We start from the raw sequence: 21,679 nt of genomic DNA on the forward strand, positions 1-21,679 counted from the left end.
GAATCAGATGGTTAGCTTTATTCCCCCTTCGTGTCGATCTGGCCTTGTTATTGCAATAGTTTTTAATCCTCATTGCGACGGAGCTCGGGAATATGAACAGGATCCACAAGCTGGAGAAAGAAAAAACCGGCGATTTTGATCACGGGTTATTCGAACCGTTATCATTCACCTGCCGTCTGGGCGAGTGTCGTTCCGAATTGCTGCCTTTATTGTCGGAGGTCAGCAAAGTCGTCAGCAGCGAAGGTTCGTTGTCCAAAACGCTGAAGCTGGTGCTGGAGCTCACCCAAAAACACCTCCAGGTCACCCGTGCGATCATCTCTTTGTATGATGCGAGCTGTGATCAGATCTTTATCCATGAGAGTTTTGGCTTATCGAAAGAGGAAGCTGAAAAAGGCGTTTACTACCTGGGCGAAGGTGTCACCGGGAAAGTCGTGGAAACCTGCCAGCCCATCATTGTGCCGTTAATTGGTGAGAGCCCGTTGTTTCTTAACCGGACCGGCAGTTGGGATAAAACCCGCGATCAGCATCTTTCATTTATTTGTGTTCCGATCGTTCGTGGCCTGAAAGTTATGGGAACCGTCAGTATTGAGCGACTCTACAATAACGATCAGCTGTTATATCTGGATCTGGAAGTGCTGCGCATTATTGCGGCCACGATTGCGCAGGCGGTAGAGCTCTATCTGCTGGAAGGTGCGCATAAAAAAGCCCTGAGGGAACAGGATAAACGTGCGCTCAGCACGCTGCCGGAAAAATTTAAACCCAGCGATATTATCGGTAATTCCCGGGCAATGCAGGCGGTGTACCGGATGATTGAAAAGGTCAGCCGGGCGCGTACCACGGTTCTGATCCTGGGCGAAAGTGGCGTCGGTAAAGAGCGCGTTGCCAGCGCAATTCATTATCACAGCCATTGTTCGCAAGGGCCTTTCGTGAAGTTCAACTGTGCTTCTTTGCCGGAAAGCGTCATTGAGAGCGAACTGTTCGGCCATGAACGTGGCGCTTTTACCGGTGCGATTTCACGCCGGGTCGGGCGCTTTGAAGAGGCCAACGGCGGCACGATATTTTTGGATGAAGTCGGGGAATTGTCGCCTTCCGCACAAGCCAAATTGTTACGTGTTCTACAGGAGCGTTGTTTTGAGCGCGTTGGCAGCAATGAAACCATCAGTGTGAATGTGCGCATTATTGCCGCGACCCACCGCGATCTGCGCGAAATGGTGTCAAAAGGAACCTTTCGTGAAGACTTATTTTACCGCCTGAACGTCTTCCCTCTGCTCATCCCGCCGCTGCGGGATCGTGGCAACGATATTCTGATCCTTGCCGACTATTTTAATGCCTATTTTGCCCGTGAGCAGAATGTGGATGTACCGACGATTTCCACGCCAGCGTTAAACCTGCTGCTCAGCTACGACTGGCCGGGCAATGTGCGCGAATTGGAAAACATGATGGAACGCGCCGTCTTGCTGGCGGAGGAAGGGTTTATTCATAGTTATCATTTGCCAATCAATCTGCAGCCGGTTTTTGGTACAGACGCTGAAGCGATGACCGGCATTGAGGCCCGTCTGGCGAAAATCGAATACGACATCATTGTCGAATCGCTGGTGAGACATCGTGGAAATATCTCCAAAGCGGCAGCGCAGCTGTGCACTACACGGCGCGCCCTGGGGATCCGAATGTCCAAATATCAGCTGGACTATAAACAGTATCGCGGGGACGGGAATTAACCGATGGCAAGAGATAAGTCTTCCCACAGCAAACATGAGGTCAGCGAAATTGTTGCACATTCGCAGGCAATGCGGCGGGTGATGGAAAAAACGGCGCGTCTGGCCCCGATGTCATCACCGGTATTGCTGCGGGGCGAGCCGGGGACCGGCAAGGATGTGATTGCGAGGGCGATTCATGCGCAGTCCGCCTGTGCGGCAGGGCCATTTATTAAATGGAGCTGCGACTATGCGGCCAGCGAGCAGACGCTGCTAAATTTATTGCAGCAGCAACAGGAAACGGCAGGAATAGCGGAGAAACGCCACGGAACTCTTTTTCTCAGTGAGATCGGGCATTTTAGCCTCCCGATGCAAAAGTGTTTGCTGCACCTGTTGCTGGAAGACGAATACCGCTCACTGGATGGCCGTTTCCAGCTTCCGTGTTCCCTGCGCATTGTCTGCGCGACGGAGCGGAATCTGGAGCAAAGTGTGGCAGAGGAAAGCTTCTTGCCGGAACTCTATTACCGCTTACACGTAGCCACCATTAATCTGCCGTCTTTGCGGGATCGTCATGACGATATTCCGCAACTGGTGGCGAATTTTCTGCAACGTTTTAACCGTAAAAATCACCTCAATTTGTCGATCACCCGCGATGCGCTGGCCCCGTTGTATTTATGCCGCTGGCCGGGGAATGTCAGGGATCTGGAAAACTGCCTGGAATATGCCGTGCTGAACCGGGAAGGGGATGAAATCCAGCAATTGCCGTGTTTAGGTGAGCGGTGCCTGCGTCAGCAACTCAACGATAAAGTCAGCCACTACAGCCGGCAGATGAAGGGGTATCCGCAGGGAAAGGGCCATATCATCCCTGTAAAACCTGAACCGGATATGACCTGGGATCCCTGCGCACCATTGCCGCAGGTTCTTTTACCGGCGGCGGTCACTGAAGGCCGTTTCGCTAACCATGACGCGATCCGCCACCGTTTTATTGTTGCGCTGGAAAAAAGTGGTTGGGTAAAAGCTAAAGCGGCGCGCCTGCTGAACATCACTCCGCGTCAGCTTTATTACGCTCTGGAAAAACTGCAAATTGAGGTGAAAAAGTTCTGAAACCGGTGCGGATAATGTCAGCGTACCGACAAGTTGCTAACAAAAGTGTGCCGAAGCATTCAATTCCTACAGACACCTCTCGCAGGATAATCAAATTAATTTAACTAATTCAGCGTATTAGACTGATTTTTCAGTCTGGCATGTCCCATGCTTTTATCCTCACTCAAACCTTGAATTGAGCAACGTCGAGCCGGAGAGTGAGTCATGCCGAGAAAAATGAAAACCATGGACGGGAATACGGCAGCAGCCTATGTGTCTTATGCCTTCACGGATGTTACCGCGATTTATCCCATAACCCCTTCGACTCCGATGGCCGAGAGTGTCGATGAATGGGCCGCGCAGGGTAAAAAAAACCTGTTTGGCCAGACCGTGAAAATCATGGAGATGCAGTCTGAGTCCGGTGCCGCCGGTGCCATCCACGGTGCATTACAGGCCGGTGCTCTGGCGACCACCTATACCGCCTCGCAGGGGCTGCTGTTAATGACGCCTAACATGTACAAAATTGCCGGTGAACTGCTGCCGGCCGTTTTTCATGTGAGTGCGCGTGCTCTGGCAACCAACTCGTTGAATATCTTCGGGGATCATCAGGATGTCATGGCTGTCCGTCAGACCGGCTGCGCTATGCTGGCGGAAAGCAGTGTCCAGCAGGTCATGGATCTGGCGGCGGTCGCGCATCTGACGGCCATTAAAGGGCGCATCCCGTTTATCAATTTCTTTGATGGTTTCCGTACCTCCCACGAAATTCAGAAAATCGAAGTTCTCGATTATGAGGAATTAGGCTCGCTGCTGGACTGGGATGCCGTTGCGCGTTTTCGCCAGAATGCGCTGCATCCGGATCATCCGGTTATACGCGGCACGGCGCAAAACCCGGATATTTATTTCCAGGAGCGGGAAGCATCAAATAAATTCTATATGGCTCTGCCGGAAATGGTGGAGTCCTGTATGTCCCAAATCAGTAAACTCACCGGCCGTGAGTACCACCTGTTCAACTATTATGGTGCGCCGGATGCTGACCGGATGATTATCGCGATGGGTTCTGTTTGTGAAACCATTCAGGAAACTGTGGATTATCTTAACGCCAGCGGTGAGAAAGTCGGCGTACTGACGGTGCATCTTTACCGGCCATTCTCCCTGAAGCATTTTTTCAAATACATTCCCAAAAGTGTCAGCAATATTGCCGTTCTTGACCGGACCAAAGAGCCGGGGGCACTGGCGGAACCGCTGTATCTGGACGTGAAAAGCGCGTTTTATAACAGCGACTGGCGTCCGGTGATTGTCGGTGGCCGGTATGCGCTGGGCGGTAAAGATATTCTGCCTTCCCACATTATTTCTATCTTCGATAATCTGGCTTCCGAACGCCCTCGTGATGGTTTTACCGTCGGGATCAACGACGACGTAACCTTTACCTCGTTGCCCCGCTCAGCCCGTGATCTCGACACGTCATCTGCCGGAACGACCGCCTGTAAATTCTGGGGGCTGGGATCTGACGGCACCGTCGGGGCTAATAAAAGTGCCATCAAAATTATCGGCGACAAAACCGATATGTATGCGCAGGCCTACTTTGCCTATGACTCTAAAAAGTCCGGCGGCGTTACGATGTCGCATTTGCGCTTTGGTCACAACCCGATTAAATCCCCGTATCTGATCGACAAGGCCGATTTTATTTCCTGCTCACAACAATCCTACGTCACCAAGTATCACCTGCTGGCAGGGCTGAAACCGGGAGGAACCTTCCTGCTGAACTGTAGCTGGGATGTGGCGGAGCTGGACGAAAAACTGCCCGTCGCCATGAAACGCTTTATTGCTGAAAACGATATTCAGTTTTATATCGTTAATGCCGTCGGGACAGCCCAAAAGCTGGGGCTGGGCGGGCGTTTCAATATGATCATGCAATCCGCTTTCTTTAAGCTGGCTGACATTATTCCACCGGCCCGCGCCGTGGAATATCTGAAACAAAGTATTGAGCATGCGTATGGCAATAAAGGCCAGAAGGTTGTGGATATGAACAATCTCGCCGTCGACAGCGGTATTGAATCGGTGGTGCAGGTCAGCGTACCCGGGGCATGGAAGCATCTGGAAGACAAAGCCGTGTCACCCAGAACCTTGCCTGCCTTTATCAAAGATATTCTGATCCCGATGAACCGGCAGGAAGGTGATTCGTTGCCGGTCAGCATGTTTAACGGCATCGAAGACGGGACGTTTCCGTCCGGCACGGCGGCTTACGAAAAACGCGGTGTGGCGATTAATGTACCCGTGTGGCAGACCGACAAATGTACCCAGTGCAACCAGTGTGCCTTTATCTGCCCGCACGCGGCTATCCGACCTGTTTTGATTTCTGAAGAAGAAATGCAAAACGCACCGGCAGGTTTCAGCGCCAAACTGGCCAGCGGCGCTGAAAATGCCTGGTATCGCCTCGCGATTTCCCCGCTCGATTGCTCCGGTTGTGGAAACTGTGCCGATGTCTGCCCGGTAAAAGGCAAAGCGCTGGCGATGCAACCGCTGGAATCGCAGGAACATGAAATTGCGCTGTGGGAACATGCGCTCAGCCTGGCACCAAAAGCCAATCCGCAAAACAAATTCACTGTGAAGGGCAGCCAGTTTGAACAACCTCTGCTGGAGTTTTCCGGTGCCTGCGGCGGTTGCGGCGAAACCCCTTACGCCAAGCTGGTGACACAACTGTTTGGCGACAGAATGATGATTGCCAATGCGACCGGATGTTCCTCCATCTGGGGCGCGAGCGCGCCTTCTATTCCTTACACCACTAACCATAAAGGGCAGGGGCCAACCTGGGCTAACTCGCTGTTTGAAGATAACGCTGAGTTTGGCCTCGGGATGCTGCTGGGGGTTGATGCCGTCCGCGATACCCTCGCAACGCATGTTAAAGCAGCACTCGATAATGCATCGGAAGCCCCGCTGGATACGGAACTCACCGCTTGCCTGAGTGACTGGCTGGCAAATAAAGATCAGGGCGAAGGCACCCGCGAGCGGGCGGAAAAAGTCGTGGCGCTTCTGGCCGGGCAAACACCAGGGAAAAACCCGCATACCGACAGTATTTATGCGCACCGTGATTATCTGGCAAAACGTTCTCACTGGATATTTGGCGGAGACGGCTGGGCCTACGATATCGGCTTCGGGGGGCTGGACCATGTGCTGGCATCAGGCAAGGACGTTAACGTTCTGGTGTTTGATACCGAGGTGTATTCAAACACCGGCGGTCAGTCGTCTAAATCGACACCGGCTGCCGCCATTGCGCAGTTTGCCGCCAACGGCAAGAAAACCAGGAAGAAAGATCTGGGAATGATGGCGATGAGCTACGGCTATGTTTATGTCGCACAAATTGCGATGGGAGCTGACAGGAATCAAACATTACGGGCGATTGCTGAAGCTGAGGCGTATCCGGGGCCTTCACTCATCATCGCCTACGCGGCCTGTATCAACCACGGTTTGCGTATTGGTATGGGATGCAGCCAGCGTGAAGCCAAACGCGCTGTCGAAGCCGGATACTGGGCAAACTACCGCTATCACCCTCAGCTAAAGGAGACGGGTAAAAATCCGTTCATCCTCGATTCAGATGAACCTGAAGAGGATTTCCAGGAGTTTCTGTCTGGCGAAGTGCGCTATTCGTCGCTTAAAAAACAGTACCCGGAATTTGCCGAATCTTTGTTTAAAAAGACCGAAGACGACGCACGCGAAAGACGCGAGGGCTATAAAAAACTCGCGTCATCCTGAGTGGAAACGGCGGGTCGTAATGGCGATAACGTTTTAATAAACCTATGATATATAAGGAGATGATTATGGCTACAATCGGTATTTTTTTTGGGTCTGATACCGGACAAACAAGAAAAGTCGCAAAACTTATTCACCAGAAACTGGACGGGATTGCTGATGCTCCTCTGGATGTCAGGCGCGCCACCAGCGAACAGTTTTTGTCCTACCCGGTTTTACTCTTAGGAACGCCAACGCTGGGGGATGGCGAGCTGCCGGGTGTCGACGCCGGCAGTCAGTATGACTCCTGGCAGGAGTTTACAGACACGCTTTCAGAAGCTGACCTGACCGGTAAGACGGTGGCATTATTTGGGCTGGGCGATCAGCTTAACTATTCCAAAAATTTTGTCAGCGCTATGCGCATCCTGTATGACCTCGTTATTTCGCGTGGTGCCAGCGTGGTCGGTAACTGGCCGCGTGAAGGCTATAAGTTTTCGTTTTCCGCCGCGCTGCTGGAAAGCAATGAATTTGTCGGCCTGCCGTTGGATCAGGAAAATCAATATGATCTGACGGAAGAGCGCATAGACAGCTGGCTGGAGAAGATTAAGCAAGCTGTACTCTGACGGAGAAAATAGCATTTGTACGCCATCTGAAGACCAGCTAAAAGGCTGGTCTTTTTACAGATCTTTCACACGCCTCTGCGTTTTCAGACTGACATGCCCGCATTTTTATTCCCTCGTTTTTTATTCGTCAATCAGACTGTTGTCTGCCCGACGTTTTTTATTATTTATCCCTGTTATTTGATAACCTCCTGCAAGTGAACGCGATAAAGCATGACTTAAGTGAAATATTTAACATTTGGTCTGTGATTATTTAAGATAACTCTTTATAGCTTCAGCCCGTAAAAATCGGATAATTGCCTTTATTTTATTGAAATATCGGCCATTAGGCTATTAGTCCATCTTATTAAGATATCTCTTAGAGATTTTAAAGATAAAGGAAAAAGTTAATTAAGATACATATCTGTGTATAAAAAACCAATAGTTTAGTATTCCTGCGTTATTTTTCAGAAAATAACCTATTTATGGTGTTTTAGTGTTTATTTTTGGTAAAAAATTAAAGCTAAATTTACTCTCAAAATAGAGTATTCTCCTGTTTTAATGTAAAGATTTAGGTAGATCAGTGTTCAAATGAAACACTGTGAATGAGAGGTATTCTTAATGAGATAGTTCTTAGATTTTACCGGATATTAATGTCAAAGCGTCGTATAGCTCACATTTCCGAGGGTGATAACTAGCTTGCATAGGAATTCGCCTAGTAAAGAGTGATGAATTTAACGATAAGATAGTGTAAATCGATCGGCAAAACCTATTGTTTGGTGTGATTATGAGCGAGAAAAACGATTTGAAGAGTTTCGGCTGCGTATTACTCTACATACAGTTACTGAAAAGGTTTAAATATGATTTAAGACGAATTTAATGATTCGTTTTTCTTATATTGTTCTGAGAGTGCTTTATTCTTTCCTGGATTTTCGGGGCAGAGTTTGAGCGTTTTTAAACCCACATGATTAGGCGGCCCAATGCCTCGGGTAATAATCTGGAGTGAGTGCCAATTTACCAAATTGGCGTTGAAAGAAATAATCTCCAAGAAGCTACCTTACGTTAACGGTGTCATCTCGTTTGATCAGGATGATGAGGTAAACTTCTATACAAAAGATTATCTGATCATCGACCCATCAGGCGGTGGTTTCCATAAATGCTACGAGTTTTTGAGAGAGAATTTGAATGTTTTAGACCCGGAGAGGATCCTCATTGTATCTTCTGCGGTCGATGTATTGATGCTGGAACTGTTGCTAAAAAAAGAGTTTAAGTTTCTTAAAAAGAAGAAAACACTTTCTGCAATAGCCGGTGAGGTCGAGCAGTTTATCCAGCTGCAGGGCATCGCAATTAACAAGGAGTCGTTTAATTACAATATTACGAAAATGGAAGAAAAAGTTTTAGTGATGATGATGTCCGGCCTGTCAGTCACGAGCATTTCAAATATTTTAAAGCTCAGTGTGAAGACCATAAGCGTTCACAAATGCAATTCATTAAGAAAGATAGGCGTTGATGCGAGCAGCAGCTCGGCTTTGTTCTTTTTGCATAAACATACTGTGGGAAACAGAATTGTCAGGTAAAAAATAATTATTTTCTAAGCGATAATCGCATTTTTTGAATCGCATTTTTTCAGGGGGAGTAGATGCATCCGGTGAAGAGGAGTTTTCCAGGCTATATCTATGAACCCATTGTCTCTGTCGCCGGAGTCTTTCTGGGCTTTGAGCTGGTCAGGAAAATAGAAAGTAATGAAAGCCTAATAAACTCAAGTGATTATGACGATAATCTGGCAACGGAAAAGAGAATAAGGATATTTTATGATCAGCTAACTATCGCTTGTGTGAATGAAAGAGTGTTTATCGATAATAAATTTTTATTATCGATAAATATCGACTATGAAATCGCTGTTCATATAACCAATAATCAGGCAATACGAAAAATGCTCCAACAGTATTGCTATATCAGATTGGAGGTTAACGAAGATTTTCCGGAGTTCAGTAACGGAGCCGGGCGGCTGGTGCTTCAGTCTCTGTCAGCGTGTTGCCCGCTGTGGTTGGATAACTTTGGAGCAGGAAAAACCAACCTCACTCTGGTCATGCAGGAAAGGTTTGAATATATAAAAATTAGCAAGGTATTTTTTTGGCAACACCAGGGAACCATTTCACTTAGAAAAATGATAGATCATCTCAACCCGTATTGCTCAGGCGTGATAGTCAATGGTGTCGAAAATTCACAGCATCTTGAGTATTTAAGCGGCAGTAATATCCGGGCAATGCAAGGGGCCTTGTGGAACCCTTATTGTCAGGATGAATTAATACAGTCTTTTTTTTGATGACGTAAATATTTATGGTGATGAAATCACTAACATGGTTTGTTAGTGTCTTCGTTATTATAAATTTATGAATATATATCGCCTGAAATATTACGGCGAGGGGTGATTGCGTTAATTATTATTTGAGTTTGATAGGGCATATTGGTGGCCGTAAACCAGGGGCGGTAGCGTAGCAAAATTTAAGGAAGACATCAGAATGTAAAATAATTACGCATTTCTTCTCGCGACGTAAGTTAATCAGCGATAGTTTTATGTTTTCATTAAAAAGACTGATGCTGAGAACCTTCTCTTCGACATGATATTAATCATCATAAAAATCACTTCCTGCAACTCATGGGGCGGTGATAATTATCGCTAATTACTGTGAGGTGTATATGACATTTCTCACCAGGAACCTTTGGGCGAGCTTATTACTCGCTTTATCCGATTTTCTCAGCTTCACCCTTTCACTGTATCTGGCAAAGTGGATACTCAGTGGCGCGATGACACACTTTGAACAACGTATTCCCGATGCACAAACTTCAGGATGGATTGCACTGCACAGTGTATTAGCATTTTGTTGTGTAGCGTGGTTCCACTTAAGGTTAAGGCATTATTATTATCGCAAGACGTTTTGGTTCGAACTGAAAGAAATACTTCGTACGTTGTTAATTTTTGCTTTGATCGAAATTGCGGTGATCGCGTTTGCTAAATGGTACTTCTCCCGGTATTTGTGGGTGCTGACCTGGATGCTGGTACTGGTATTGGTACCGCTGGCAAGGATGATGACCAAACGGGCGCTGGACTCCTTTGGCCTGTGGGAACGGGATGCGATTATCATTGGCAGCGGCAATAACGCCAGAGAGGCTTACAGTGCGATAAAGAGCGACAGGAATCTGGGATTACGTGTCATCAGATTCATTTCAAGTGAGCGCGACGACCAGCCCGGCGATACGATTGAGGGCGTGGCGGTTATGCCTTCTGACGAAAACTGGGTACGGACCCGTGTCGATAAAAAGACCCAGTTTATTGTGGCGGTAGAATCGCATCAAAGCGGCATCCGTAATGCGTGGCTGCGGGTATTTATGATCAACGGCTACCGTTCGGTTTCGGTGATACCGACCCTGCGAGGTATGCCGCTGGATAACACGGATATGTCATTCCTCTTCAGTCAGGAGGTGATGATTTTTCGTGTGCACCAGAATCTGGCGAAATGGTCTTCGCGCGTGACCAAACGGTTGTTTGATATTGTTGCTTCTCTGGCGATTATCGTTTTGCTCTCGCCTTTGCTCATCTATATCAGCCGAAAAGTCAGAAAGGACGGCGGCCCGGCAATTTACGGGCATGAGCGGATTGGTCAGTCAGGTAAGCCGTTTAAATGCCTGAAGTTCCGTTCGATGGTAATCAACTCGAAAGAGGTGTTGGAAAACCTGTTAGCCACGAACCCGGAAGCACGCCAGGAGTGGGATCTGACGTTCAAGCTCAAGAGTGACCCGCGCATTACACCTATTGGCAATTTCCTGCGCAGAACCAGTCTGGATGAGCTGCCACAGCTATTTAACGTTCTGAAGGGGGAGATGAGCCTGGTCGGCCCACGGCCAATCATTACCGCTGAGCTTGGGCGGTATTACGATGAGGTGGAGTATTATCTGCTCAGCAAACCGGGTATGACCGGGCTTTGGCAGGTCAGTGGTCGCAGTGAAGTGGATTATTCAACGCGAGTCTACCTTGATGCCTGGTATGTAAAAAATTGGTCAATGTGGAATGATATTGCCATTTTATTTAAGACCGTCGGTGTTGTACTGAGAAAAGAGGGAGCTTACTGATTCATTTTAATCATTTTCTATCATCATATTTTGAAGCCGATATGCCAAGCTTCAGACTATTCATAAGATGACAATCTTTCTCAGTACTATTCTCTCCTCGATTTTAATATCTTCATGCCTCAGGTAGGGTTATCTGAATACTGCGGCATGAAAATATTTTAGTTTTTCTTACTATCTACACACAGGAATAAGAAATTGAGACTGTCGGATTAGAGTGGGGAGAACTCTGACTGGCAGATATTAAACCTGACTATAGATGACGTGATATAATGAAAAATAGTTTTTTGAGTCTTTCGCTAATGGTATCAACATTGGGATTGTTAAGTGGTTGTACTGTCATTCCTGGACAGCACCTTAATACGACGGGGAAGAACGTCGTAGAACAGCCTGATAATAACTACAATATTGATAAGCTAGTCAATATTTATCCCCTGACCCCCTCTCTGGTAGATAGCCTTCGCCCTGAATCGGTCACGGCACGCCCTAACCCGCAGTTAGACCTTCAGCTAAAAAATTATGAATATCGCATTGGCGTCGGTGATGTATTAATGGTGACGGTATGGGATCACCCGGAGTTAACGACGCCAGCGGGGCAATACAGAAGTGCAAGCGATACGGGTAACTGGGTTAATTCGGATGGAACAATTTTTTATCCCTATATTGGTAAATTAAAAGTAGCCGGAAAAACGGTCAGTGAAGTCAGAAGTGAAATTAGCAATCGTCTGGCAACGTATATTGAAAGCCCGCAGGTCGATGTCAGCATAGCGGCTTTCCGGTCTCAGAAAATTTATACGACAGGGGAAGTCGTTAAATCGGGCCAGCAACCGATTACGAATATCCCATTGACCATTATCGATGCAATCAATGCCGCAGGGGGGCTGGCGCCGGATGCTGACTGGCGTAATGTCGTGCTGAACCACAACGGTAAAGATAGCCAAATCTCGCTGCATGCCCTGATGCAAAAGGGGGACCTGACTCAGAACAGGCTGCTTTATCCCGGGGATATCCTCTTTGTACCGCGCAATGACGATTTGAAAGTGTTTGTGATGGGCGAGGTGGGTAAACAGAGCACGCTCAAAATGGACCGTAGCGGTATGACGCTTGCTGAGGCGTTGGGGAGCTCAGAAGGGGTTTCCCAGAGCATGGCCGATGCGACCGGGATATTTGTTATCCGCGCGTTGAAGGGGGATAAACAAGGAAAGATCGCCAATGTCTATCAGCTGAATGCGAAAGATGCATCTGCAATGGTGATGGGTACGGAATTCCAATTGCGACCTTACGATATTGTCTATGTGACGGCTGCGCCTGTTGTCCGCTGGAACCGTGTTATATCGCAAATCGTGCCGACCATCTCTGGTGTGCATAATACCATTGAGGCCATTCGTTATATTAACAACTGGTAACAACTGGGATTTAATATGTTTGACTCTGTCTTGGTGGTGTGCACAGGTAATATTTGTCGCTCGCCGATTGCCGAGAGGATCTTAATTAGTCACCTGCCAGAGCTGAATGTTAGCTCGGCAGGAATAGAGGCGCTAAAAGGTAAGGATGCGGATGTCTCAGCAATAGCTGTTGCTGAAAAACACGGGCTATCCTTATGTGGTCATAAGGGAAAACAATTTAACTTCACGCAAATGCAAAAATATGATCTTATTTTAGTCATGGAAAGATTACATATCGAATACATCACTAAAAACCACCCAGAGTGCAGAGGGAAAACGATGTTGCTTGGACATTGGATGGATAAAAGAGAAATTCCCGATCCTTACATGAAGGGGCCGGAGGCATTTGAGTTTGTTTTTCGATTAATTGACCAAGCTTGTCAGTATTGGGTTGATAAACTCAGTACATAACTAATCAGGGAATTAACGCATGCGGTCAGCAATTTCAGTTACTCCACATGATAATGAATCGAAAGAGTTTGATTTAAATCGCTTGTTTGGTGCGCTATTAGACCATTATAAGCTGGTTGTCAGCATTACGGTGACAATAACTATACTTGCTGTTATATATACATTATTGGCTACACCAATATACAAAGCTGATGCTTTAATCCAGGTTGAGCAAAAACAAGGTAATGCCATTCTTGACAGCATTAGCCAGATTTTGCCCGAGACCCAGCCGCAATCACAACCTGAAATAGCATTGCTACAATCGAGAATGATTCTTGGTGATACAATTGATGATCTTAATCTTCAAGCTGATGTATCGGAAAAGTATTTTCCGATCTTCGGAAGAGGCATTTCCCGCTTAATGGGTGAAGAAAATCAAAGCATTAAAGTAAGTAAGCTATTTATACCTAAGCACAGTTCTGCTACACCAGAAGTCACCCTGACAGTCATAGATAAAATGCATTACACAATTAGCGTCGATTCTAATGACTACAATGGTCAGGTAGGTGTCCTCGTAGATAACCCGCAGGTTTCTATTTTAGTCGACAGAATAGATGCGAAACCTGGTACGAAATTTTCGGCAAAATATTCAAATAAGCTGGATGTGATTAGTGATCTGCAAAAAAATATATTAGTTGCGGATGAAGGGAAAGATACCGGGATGCTCACACTGACATTGATGGGAAGCGACCCTGCGAAAATATCCCAGATACTGAACAGCGTGAGTAACAATTATTTAGCTCAGAATATTGCCCGACAAGCAGCACAGAATGAGAAGAGTCTAGATTTCTTACAAATCCAATTACCGAAAGTACGTTCAGATCTCGACAATGCCGAGGATAAAATGAACGCATATAGACGCGAAAAGGATTCTATTGACCTTTCTCTGGAAGCCAAATCAATACTCGATCAGATTGTTAATGTAGATGATCAACTCAACCAATTAACATTCAGAGAGGCTGAAATTTCTCAATTGTATACAAAAGAGCACCCTATTTATAAAGCTCTTTTAGAAAAACGTAAAACACTACAAGATGAGAAAGATAAACTGAGTAAACAGGTATCTGCTATGCCTGTGACCCAGCAGGAAGTTTTGAGATTGAGCCGCGATGTTGAATCCGGGCGTGCCGTCTATATGCAACTGCTAAATCGTCAGCAGGAGCTAGAAATAGCTAAATCAAGTGTTATTGGCAACGTCAGAATCATCGACCATGCAGTGACAGAAACTAAGCCAGTCAAACCGCAAAAAATAATCATTGTCGCAATTGCTTTTATTTTAAGCTTGGTGTTGTCTGTCATTATTGTGGTGTTAAAGGAATTCTTGCATAAAGGCGTTGAAACACCTCAGCAACTGGAGAACCTGGGATTAAATGTCTATGCAAGCATCCCTAACTCTGATTGGATGATGAAAAATGCCAAAATAATGTTAAGCAAAAAAAATAAAAATGTAATAAATGGGGCTGAAGAAATGTTGGCTATTGATAACCCTACTGATATTGCCATAGAGGGAATAAGAAGCCTGCGAACAAGTTTGCATTTTGCCATGATGGAATCCGATAATAATGTCGTAATGATTTCCGGGCCAAACCCAAGAGCAGGAAAATCATTTATCAGTGCCAACCTGGCTGTTGTTATGGGACAGGTCGAGAAAAAAGTCTTATTGATCGATGGTGATATGCGTAAAGGCCTCTTTCATAAAGTCATGGGTCTCCCAGACAGCATAGGACTCTCGGATCTTCTTGCGAAAGACATTAATTACGAAGATGTCATAAAACCAATTAAAAATTTGAATATTGATTTTATAGGGAGAGGAAAGATACCCCCAAACCCTGCGGAACTCCTGATGAGTACCAGATTTGAGAATTTTATCAAATGGGCAACTAAAAATTATGATTTAATTATCATTGATACGCCGCCAATACTTGCTGTAACAGATGCTGCAATAATCGGTCGATTTGCTGGAACAAGCTTGATCGTAGCCAGGTTTGAAGAGACAACGACGAAAGATATAGAATTAAGCATGAGGCGTTTCGAGCAAAGCGGCGTGAATATATCCGGGTGCGTATTGAATGGTATTATAAAACGGCATAGTAGTTACTATAATTATTATGGTTATGAATATACCAGTGCATCTAACAAATAGAATATTATGCATTTAATTCTAAGGGTATTGTAAATTAGAAGGTTAAAATATGCATAGGCGAAGTTTCCTTACCTTAACTTTGCTGACTCTGGGGCTAAAAGGGCGGTTGTCCCTAGCCTCAGAGGAGGGGAAGCCTCTCAATATAACTCAACATTTACTGGATCTAATTTCCTCAGGTCAATCAGTAAATATCCCTGCAGGGAATTACGTTATTGATGCTGCGTCTATACAACTTCAGTCAAACAGCAGAGTCGCATTTTCAAAAGACGCCGTTTTCAAAGTGAATAAAACAGGTAGTGGCGAAGTTTGTATATTTTTAATCGATGGGAAAAGTGATATAGAGGTTAGCGGCGGTGTTTTTTATTATGATGACGATACTGTGGATGTCATTAAAATAGTAAATCACTCTGCGGATATATCAATAAATGAAATTATCTGCCAGGGGTGCCGATTGGTTGTGTCAGATGTGATGAAAAGTTATGACTTGATCAGTGACGGTGACCTTAATTCGCGTATTAACATAACAGGATGTAAAGGCTCTTCATCGATAATAAACACGAGGAGAGCTTTTATTGAATTGCACTATACCAAAGAATCTGCTTGTGAACATTGCATTATAGATGGTTATTATCATGGAATGATGTTTTGGGGGGGGGATTCAAATCCGCAACAAAATGGGGCGGTTGGCAACGCAAGAAAAGCATTTCAACTGAGATTCAAAAACAACAACATAAAGAATGTCCAGCTCGGAGGCATTTGGGGGTCTATGGGTGACTCTGTTTCAATAGAATCTAACTATCTCGATAATGGCAGAGATGTTGGGATTGATTTTGAAGGTTGCAATAACTCTTTTGCAATAAACAATGAAGTAAAAGATTTCCGGCATGGGGGATTAGCTACGTTTTTTTTGTGTAATAACATCAGATTTGAAAATAACGTATCAATATCCACTAAAAAGGAAAATATTGTTGCTGCGATATTTAATTCGACGCTAAAGCAAGAAAATAAAAACATATCATTTATTAATAATAACTTTATCGGTGATGGTGTACTGTCTTCATTCACTCAGAATGGTTCTGTGAGTGAACTGCTGATCAAAAATAATAAATTCACCAATGTATTGATAACCTTGATAAGTCCAAATAATGGTCGTATTGAAATTTCAGGTAATAATTTAGGGTTTACTATATTACCCCGTGAAGGGGATTTTATCGTTAATGTCTCAAATTCGCTAACGACTGAAAGTATGTTAATTCTACAAGAGAATAACATTCATAGCGACAAGAAATGGTTTTCAGGTGAGCCTGTATTTCATATAAAGACTTTGGAAATGAGAAATACAGGTGTTAGACCTCTTGTAAAAGACAATCTGATCGAAGAAAAATTACTGCCAAATCCTGCTGTTATATTAAAACTTATTCAGAAGTGAATGTATATATTATCTCTTCAGGGTACAAGATGATAAAATTAAGAAATTTTTTACTTTTCATAACATTCGCCTTACCTAAGGCGGGTGCGAAAATAGGTGGATTCCCTCTCTATGTCTCGTTGATTAGTAGCCTTTATTTCATGGTCTCTGGTCTGCCCTATGTCTTTAAGAGGAAAGCAGAGCTTGTATTTGTGCTCGTTCCCGTCATCCTTGTCCTGATTATGTTTTTATTTAATCAGCTATCATTTACGGGGAGTGAATATTATGGTGGTGGATACTTGGGCTTTGCTTCAGTCATTGCCTATATTACATCATTTTTCTCATTTCTTTGTTACTACGGTGCGTTGAAAATAAGGAGGCCTGAAGAGTGGAAAAGAAATATTTTATTCATATTTTACATTCTGGTTGTTTATGCACTCATGCAAAAGATATTCGGTGATTACAATGTTACAATTCCGGGTATAACAGCAAACTATCAAGATGCTATAACTCCTGATTTCTTAGCAGGCAAGAATAATATGATTTGGGGGATCGGGTATTTAAAAGCTACGTCGACTTATCAAAATGGGAATTTATTCGGTGCAAACTTATTACTAATCGGATTCACCGTTATAGCCAACAGCCGGGTAGATGGCAAAAAAACAATAATCCCTCTGTCTTTTCTTTGCATTGTTGTGTTGCTTACCGCCTCCGTTTCAATTTATCTTGGTCTTATTATTGGTTTGCTGTGGATGTTTTTTACATCAAAAAACAACTCAGGCGGTACAGTAATAATTTTCCTGTTTGGGATGCTTTTCCTTACTGCCGTGTTATTGGTTGTGTTTAGTACGGATAATATATTTTCTGAGATAATTAGAGAGAGAATATTTAACCGCGATCTCTCACAAGGTAGTGGGAGAATAGAAAAAATAAATGAATATCTCGATTTGGTTGGGGATAATTTTTGGCTCCTGATTAATGGTATGCTCTTTTTCAATAGGAAATTTGATGAGATATACGAAGTTTTACCTGTGGCGATATTACAAATATTTGGTCTTCCTTTGCTTGTTTTTTACACGTGCTTTCTATTTTCTAAGTTAAAATTAATAATCAAATCTCCTTATATACTCCCGTTTGTGGCTTATTTTTCTGCATCACTCTCTGACGGTGCATATTGGCTTCCGCCTACGGCAACCAATCTGTTTATTCTTTTAGGACTCTGTACCGCCTGGAGCATTAAGGGGAATCCTGTACCACTTAATAATTAAAGTACGGTATTCATAGCATAAATTTTTCTACTTTGAGATTAATATGCTCAAAAATTTAAGAATAGCAGTTTTATTTGTGTCTCCTATTTTAGGAGGGCATGAGTTAATGGCAGTTAACCATCTTAAAAAATTGAATGGCAAAGGGGTGAAAATATCTTCTTTTGTTCCTTCTAATAATGAGAAGCTGATTGAATTAATGCAGATTTCATCATTGGACTATAAGTTACATAACGTCCTTCACAGGAAAGTTGAAATTATTCACTCGTTTGTTAATGCTAAATATTTAGCACAGTCTTCTGCTCTTTTGAGAAAGATAAGTCATCTCTTTGATTTTATCGTTGTAGTACAAGGTGATATCGAACTGGGTGCAGGATTAATAAATACAGCTAAACGATTGTCTTTAGATAATATCGTTAGTTATATTCCATATACACATAGTTTTGAAACAATGGGTAGTAAATTTTCTAAAGTGAAAGATGTGCTGGCAAAATATGTTTATAAAAATTGTGATAAATACATAACAATATGTAATCAGTTTTCAGATGATCTGAAGATAAAAAACCCAAATGCTCAAGTGAAAGTTTTGAGAAATTTTGTTGATAGGCCTAAAGATTCAGGTACAAAGTTTACGGAAGTTAGCGATTATGCATCAACTGATGTCATTACTATTCTTATGGCAGGAAGAATATCCTTTCGACAGAAAGGTCAGGATACGCTTATCCAGGCACTAAAAATGATCAATAGAAGTGTCCAGATTAAGCTTAATATAATCGGTGATGGACCCGATTATGATAAATTGGTTGAGTTATCCTCTGGGTTGAAAAAAAATGTTGTTGTTACGTTCTTTGGGTGGAAGAAGGATGTATGGAAACATGCCCGGCATGTCGATTTGTTAGTTATACCATCAAATTATGAAGGTGTACCATTAATAATGCTTGAGGCACTTAAACGGAATATACCTATAATTGCCCCAGCACGTGATGGCATGCTTGATTATCTTGATGGGAAATCGTTATATCCTGTTGGTGGCGTAGAATATAGCGCTCTTGCGGATAAAATTAATGAGTTCATTGATAACCAGTCTGTCATATTGAAAGCAAAATATTGATTTCAATTCAACATGGTGTGTTTTTTATGAAGAAAATATTGATTGATAACAGGTGGAATGGTTCTGGTGGTATAGGAACTTTTGCTTGTGAAACAAATAAAATAAATTGTTATGAAGATGCAGGATTCAAAGGCAAGCCTTTTAGCCCTTTAGACTCTTTAAAACTAACGATAAAAACAATTTTTATTAGAAATAAAGTATTATTCTTTCCGGGATATATTCCTCCATTCTTTTCTCGTTCCCCTTATGTGATCACGCTTCATGATTTAAATCATCTGGATCGGCCAGAAAATTCTAGTTTGTCAAAAAGGTTATTTTATAGGTTTGTAATTCTCAGAGGATGTAAAAAGGCTAAATACATCTTTACAGTTTCTGAGTTTTCGAAAAAAAGAATTTTGGAATGGTCGGGTGTTCCGGAAGAAAAAGTAGTCAACGTAGGTAATGGCGTGTCCAGAGATTTTTACCCCCATGGAGATAATATGGGGTATTCATTTGAATATTTTCTATGTGTAAGTAATAGAAAGACTCATAAAAATGAAGTAGGTACATTAGAAGCATTCAAGAAAGCCATGATTCCCCACACAACAAAGTTAGTTTTCACAGGGGTAGAAAATGATTTCATGAAAAATAAAATAAAAGCGTTAGGGCTTTCAGATAGAGTGATATTTACGGGGTTCATCAAAAATGAGGAACTACCCAACGTTTATCGAGGGGCGAAAGCACTTATTTTTGTTTCTTTTTATGAAGGATTTGGGTTGCCCGTTCTCGAGGCCATGGCGAGCGGTGTTCCTGTGATTACATCTTTGACAACTTCTTTAGGAGAAATTGCGGGAAATGCAGCCTTATTGGTTGATCCTGAAAATATCGATGAAATCTCAGATGCTATTTATCGGGTCAACAATGATGAAAGATTAAGAACTGATTTAATCAATAAAGGTTTACTGCATGTAAATAGTTATTCATGGGAAAAGACGGCTCACGAAATAAATTCGCATTTAGAATTGATATAAATATATTAGCTCTGCTAAAAATCACCTAAATGATTTATTGTTCATTGAACCACTAACACAAGAGACTATTACGTGGTTGATAAAAAGTTGATGGCCAAAAATACACTGATGCTGTATATAAGAATGTTGCTTATTATGTTTGTGACATTCTATACATCACGTATGGTTTTGAAAGCGTTGGGGGTCTATGACTTTGGCTTATACAGTGTCATTGGCAGTATCATTATTCTTTTCTCATTCATCCAAAATGTCTCTGCTTTGGCAACACAAAGGTTTTTATCTGTCGGGCTAGGGCGCGAGGATTATGAATGGAGCAACAACGTTTTTAACACCAGTATTATTGTGCATTTAATGATATGTCTTTTAATCCTGGCGGTCGCGGAAACCTTCGGATTGTGGTTTCTCATTCATAAGCTGACCGTTCCTGCGAATAGAATGACGGAAGTTTTTTGGGTATATCAGATATCGGTTGTTTCTCTTCTTTTCCAGATAATGCAGACGCCTTTCATGGCCGCATTGATTGCTTGTGAAAAAATGGATCTTTTTGCAAAGATAGGTGTTTTTGATGCTTTTCAGCGCTGGTTTATGGTTTTTGTTTTTACACTTCTGAGCTTTGAAAGCAAAATTGTAAGCTACGCACTATTTCTTCTGGCAGGATACTTTTTAGTTTTTATTACGTACTTTATTTTATGCATTAGAAGATTAGAAATCTGTAAAATTAACCTAAAAGTAAAAGGCAACTCAGCGTTAATTAAAGAGATATTTTCATTCTCCGGGTGGTCCATGATAGGTTCACTGAGCGTCGTGGGGCTATCACAAGGGATCGCACTGCTTACTTACCATTTCGTTGGCGTCGTTGCAAATGGTTCAATTTGGCTGGCTGAGCAAATTCTCATCGCCTTTAATCGTATTATTGGCACATTGCAAACAGCGATCAACCCTCAAATAATTAAGCAGCACTCAATTGGTCATATACATGAAGTGTCTTCACTTCTGTCATTATCCTGTAAACTAACGGCATTTGTTGTTCTGATATCGGCAATACCCGTATTCATTGATGCTGACGTGATTGTGAAGATCTGGCTGAACCAGGCTCCACCTTATCTGGTTGAACTGATAAAAATCGTGGTTATTTATATATTGATTGACTCTTTGTCTGGTCCGTACATAACCGCTATATATGCAATAGGTCGCCTTAAAACGTATCAGGTTACAGTATCATCCATTATGATCGCCTCTCTGGTACTCTCTTTTTTATTATACGCAGCCGGATTTTCTATTTACGTATCGTATTCTTCCAGGATAGCGTGTGCTGCATTTCTTCTTCTTTTTCGGGTCATGTTTGTCAGCAGAGCGACCGGGATAAGTATTAAAGTATTTTTATTCAATGATTTTCCACGTCTTGCTTTTGTTGCTTTGATTTCAATTGTCGTTAGTCACTATGTTAATTATTACCTGGCAAGGGATCTCTGGGGGCTAATTATTCTTACTGCGTTTAATTTTATCTTTGTTACCGTTATGCTTGCTATTTTTTCTATAAACTCTGTTGAACGACAGGGAATATCGGCATTAATAAAAAAACGATTTTAATTTCAATCGTTATTGCTTTTAAAAAGG

At 43.2% G+C, this 21,679-nt stretch carries 15 protein-coding genes; all 15 read left to right on the plus strand.

Features of this window, described 5'->3' with window-relative positions; all coding sequences use genetic code 11:
- Nucleotides 1-92: 92 nt before the first annotated feature.
- The 15 genes from CWS43_RS02560 (at nucleotide 93) to CWS43_RS02630 (ending at nucleotide 21,652) form a co-directional block, all read left to right on the plus strand.
- Entirely contained in the window at nucleotides 93-1,718 is a 1,626-nt protein-coding gene (locus tag CWS43_RS02560; RefSeq protein WP_101075282.1) for a sigma-54-dependent Fis family transcriptional regulator, read from the plus strand.
- Between the two features lie 3 nt (nucleotides 1,719-1,721).
- A complete protein-coding gene (locus CWS43_RS02565; protein ID WP_101075283.1) occupies nucleotides 1,722-2,798 on the plus strand; it encodes a sigma 54-interacting transcriptional regulator in 1,077 nt (358 codons plus the stop codon).
- 204 nt (nucleotides 2,799-3,002) lie between these two features.
- Nucleotides 3,003-6,527 carry a pyruvate:ferredoxin (flavodoxin) oxidoreductase gene (gene nifJ / locus CWS43_RS02570; RefSeq protein WP_101075284.1) on the plus strand — a complete coding sequence of 1,175 codons (3,525 nt, stop codon included), beginning with the start codon at nucleotides 3,003-3,005 and terminating at the stop codon, nucleotides 6,525-6,527.
- Nucleotides 6,528-6,592: 65 nt separating this feature from the next.
- Nucleotides 6,593-7,126 (plus strand): flavodoxin, encoded by a 534-nt coding sequence (locus CWS43_RS02575; protein ID WP_101075285.1) that lies wholly within the window; start codon nucleotides 6,593-6,595, stop codon nucleotides 7,124-7,126.
- Between the two features lie 956 nt (nucleotides 7,127-8,082).
- Nucleotides 8,083-8,679 carry a helix-turn-helix transcriptional regulator gene (locus CWS43_RS02580; RefSeq protein WP_101075286.1) on the plus strand — a complete coding sequence of 199 codons (597 nt, stop codon included), beginning with the start codon at nucleotides 8,083-8,085 and terminating at the stop codon, nucleotides 8,677-8,679.
- A 62-nt stretch (nucleotides 8,680-8,741) separates the two neighbouring features.
- On the plus strand, nucleotides 8,742-9,428 hold the full coding sequence (locus tag CWS43_RS02585) for an EAL domain-containing protein (protein WP_101075287.1): 687 nt from the start codon (nucleotides 8,742-8,744) through the stop codon (nucleotides 9,426-9,428).
- Between the two features lie 374 nt (nucleotides 9,429-9,802).
- Nucleotides 9,803-11,233 (plus strand): undecaprenyl-phosphate galactose phosphotransferase WbaP, encoded by a 1,431-nt coding sequence (wbaP, locus tag CWS43_RS02590; protein WP_101075288.1) that lies wholly within the window; start codon nucleotides 9,803-9,805, stop codon nucleotides 11,231-11,233.
- A gap of 269 nt (nucleotides 11,234-11,502) precedes the next feature.
- Complete coding sequence (locus tag CWS43_RS02595; protein WP_101075289.1) at nucleotides 11,503-12,636, plus strand: polysaccharide export protein; 1,134 nt, start codon at nucleotides 11,503-11,505, stop codon at nucleotides 12,634-12,636.
- 15 nt (nucleotides 12,637-12,651) lie between these two features.
- On the plus strand, nucleotides 12,652-13,086 hold the full coding sequence (locus CWS43_RS02600; RefSeq protein ID WP_101075290.1) for a protein tyrosine phosphatase: 435 nt from the start codon (nucleotides 12,652-12,654) through the stop codon (nucleotides 13,084-13,086).
- A 19-nt stretch (nucleotides 13,087-13,105) separates the two neighbouring features.
- The gene (locus CWS43_RS02605) at nucleotides 13,106-15,268 is read left to right on the plus strand and encodes a polysaccharide biosynthesis tyrosine autokinase (protein WP_101075291.1); all 2,163 of its coding nucleotides are present in this window, start codon (nucleotides 13,106-13,108) and stop codon (nucleotides 15,266-15,268) included.
- Nucleotides 15,269-15,317: 49 nt separating this feature from the next.
- On the plus strand, nucleotides 15,318-16,697 hold the full coding sequence (locus CWS43_RS02610) for a right-handed parallel beta-helix repeat-containing protein (protein WP_101075292.1): 1,380 nt from the start codon (nucleotides 15,318-15,320) through the stop codon (nucleotides 16,695-16,697).
- A gap of 29 nt (nucleotides 16,698-16,726) precedes the next feature.
- On the plus strand, nucleotides 16,727-17,944 hold the full coding sequence (locus CWS43_RS02615) for a hypothetical protein (protein WP_101075293.1): 1,218 nt from the start codon (nucleotides 16,727-16,729) through the stop codon (nucleotides 17,942-17,944).
- Nucleotides 17,945-17,987: 43 nt separating this feature from the next.
- A complete protein-coding gene (locus CWS43_RS02620; protein WP_101075294.1) occupies nucleotides 17,988-19,052 on the plus strand; it encodes a glycosyltransferase in 1,065 nt (354 codons plus the stop codon).
- A gap of 26 nt (nucleotides 19,053-19,078) precedes the next feature.
- Nucleotides 19,079-20,062: a glycosyltransferase family 1 protein gene (locus tag CWS43_RS02625; RefSeq protein WP_101075295.1), complete on the plus strand. Its 984-nt coding sequence runs from the start codon at nucleotides 19,079-19,081 to the stop codon at nucleotides 20,060-20,062.
- 72 nt (nucleotides 20,063-20,134) lie between these two features.
- Nucleotides 20,135-21,652, plus strand: coding sequence for a hypothetical protein (locus CWS43_RS02630; RefSeq protein ID WP_101075296.1), 1,518 nt, complete (start codon nucleotides 20,135-20,137; stop codon nucleotides 21,650-21,652).
- Nucleotides 21,653-21,679 lie beyond the last annotated feature (27 nt).

Source organism: Rahnella sp. AA, assembly GCF_002834385.1.
In the GTDB taxonomy this organism is placed as follows: Bacteria; Pseudomonadota; Gammaproteobacteria; order Enterobacterales; family Enterobacteriaceae; genus Rahnella.

Bases quoted from the DNA above. Each gene is read 5' to 3' on its own strand.
- CWS43_RS02575 (WP_101075285.1), top strand. From the start codon at position 6,593: ATGGCTACAATCGGTATTTTTTTTGGGTCTGATACCGGACAAACAAGA.
- CWS43_RS02620 (WP_101075294.1), top strand. From the start codon at position 17,988: ATGCTCAAAAATTTAAGAATAGCAGTTTTATTTGTGTCTCCTATTTTA.
- CWS43_RS02560 (WP_101075282.1), top strand. From the start codon at position 93: ATGAACAGGATCCACAAGCTGGAGAAAGAAAAAACCGGCGATTTTGAT.
- nifJ (WP_101075284.1), top strand. From the start codon at position 3,003: ATGCCGAGAAAAATGAAAACCATGGACGGGAATACGGCAGCAGCCTAT.
- wbaP (WP_101075288.1), top strand. From the start codon at position 9,803: ATGACATTTCTCACCAGGAACCTTTGGGCGAGCTTATTACTCGCTTTA.
- CWS43_RS02600 (WP_101075290.1), top strand. From the start codon at position 12,652: ATGTTTGACTCTGTCTTGGTGGTGTGCACAGGTAATATTTGTCGCTCG.
- CWS43_RS02605 (WP_101075291.1), top strand. From the start codon at position 13,106: ATGCGGTCAGCAATTTCAGTTACTCCACATGATAATGAATCGAAAGAG.
- CWS43_RS02625 (WP_101075295.1), top strand. From the start codon at position 19,079: ATGAAGAAAATATTGATTGATAACAGGTGGAATGGTTCTGGTGGTATA.
- CWS43_RS02610 (WP_101075292.1), top strand. From the start codon at position 15,318: ATGCATAGGCGAAGTTTCCTTACCTTAACTTTGCTGACTCTGGGGCTA.
- CWS43_RS02565 (WP_101075283.1), top strand. From the start codon at position 1,722: ATGGCAAGAGATAAGTCTTCCCACAGCAAACATGAGGTCAGCGAAATT.
- CWS43_RS02585 (WP_101075287.1), top strand. From the start codon at position 8,742: ATGCATCCGGTGAAGAGGAGTTTTCCAGGCTATATCTATGAACCCATT.
- CWS43_RS02580 (WP_101075286.1), top strand. From the start codon at position 8,083: ATGCCTCGGGTAATAATCTGGAGTGAGTGCCAATTTACCAAATTGGCG.
- CWS43_RS02595 (WP_101075289.1), top strand. From the start codon at position 11,503: ATGAAAAATAGTTTTTTGAGTCTTTCGCTAATGGTATCAACATTGGGA.
- CWS43_RS02615 (WP_101075293.1), top strand. From the start codon at position 16,727: ATGATAAAATTAAGAAATTTTTTACTTTTCATAACATTCGCCTTACCT.